This window comes from Methylobacterium sp. AC315 (assembly GCF_979253755.1).
Genome location: NZ_CEEDEA010000063.1, coordinates 1 through 1,106, shown reverse-complemented (window position 1 = coordinate 1,106; position 1,106 = coordinate 1). Strand labels below are relative to the sequence as shown.

The window sequence follows — 1,106 nt, the reverse complement described above, 5'->3', positions numbered from 1 at the left end:
CTCGACCGTATCCCGGAGCCTGCGGCGCTCCGGCAGCTTCCCGAATCCGAGTTGCAGGCGGTGGCGGACGCGGTGCGGGCCGAGATGATCGACGCGGTGTCGATCACCGGCGGCCATCTCGGCTCCGGGCTGGGCGTGGTCGAGCTCACGGTCGCCCTGCACCACGTGTTCGACACGCCCGACGACCGCATCGTCTGGGACGTCGGCCACCAGTGCTACCCGCACAAGATCCTGACCGGACGCCGCGACCGCATCCGGACGCTGCGCCAGGGCGGCGGCCTGTCCGGCTTCACCAAGCGCTCCGAGAGCGCCTACGACCCGTTCGGGGCCGCCCATTCCTCGACCTCGATCTCGGCCGCGCTCGGCATGGCGGTCGCCCGCGACCTCGACGCCGAGGCCGCCAAGGCCAAGGGCCGGACCGCGAAGCGCCGCAACGCCATCGCGGTGATCGGCGACGGCTCGATGTCGGCCGGCATGGCCTACGAGGCCATGAACAACGCCGGCGCCCTGCACTCGCGCCTGATCGTCATCCTCAACGACAACGACATGTCGATCGCCCCGCCGGTGGGCGCGATGTCGGGCTACCTGGCGCGGCTGGCGTCGGGCGGCACCTACCAGTCCCTGCGCGAGACCGCCAAGCAGCTCGGCAAGCTCCTGCCCAAGGCGCTCTACCAGCGCGCGGCGGCCGCGGAGGAGTACGCCCGCTCCCTGGTGGTGGGCGGCGGCACGATGTTCGAGGAGATGGGCTTCCACTATGTCGGCCCGGTCGACGGGCACAACCTCGACCAGCTGCTGCCGGTGCTGAAGAACGTCCGCGACGCCGAGCACGGCCCGATCCTGCTCCACGTCGTCACCCGCAAGGGCAAGGGCTACGCGCCGGCCGAGGCCAGCGCCGACCGCTACCACGGCGTGGTCAAGTTCGACGTGGTCTCGGGCGTCCAGGCCAAGGCCAAGCCCAACGCCCCGGCCTACACCCGGGTGTTCGGCGAGAGCCTGATCAAGGCGGCCGACGCCGACGACCGGGTCGTGGCGATCACGGCGGCGATGCCGGGCGGCACCGGCATCGACCTGTTCGGCAAGGCGCACCCGGACAAGACCTTCGACGT

At 71.5% G+C, this 1,106-nt stretch carries 1 protein-coding gene; it reads left to right on the top strand.

What is annotated here, in order from left to right:
* Positions 1-9: 9 nt before the first annotated feature.
* A partial coding sequence (locus tag AC0IY0_RS28700) for a 1-deoxy-D-xylulose-5-phosphate synthase N-terminal domain-containing protein (RefSeq protein ID WP_471766468.1) occupies positions 10-1,106 on the top strand: 1,097 nt, incomplete at its 3' end.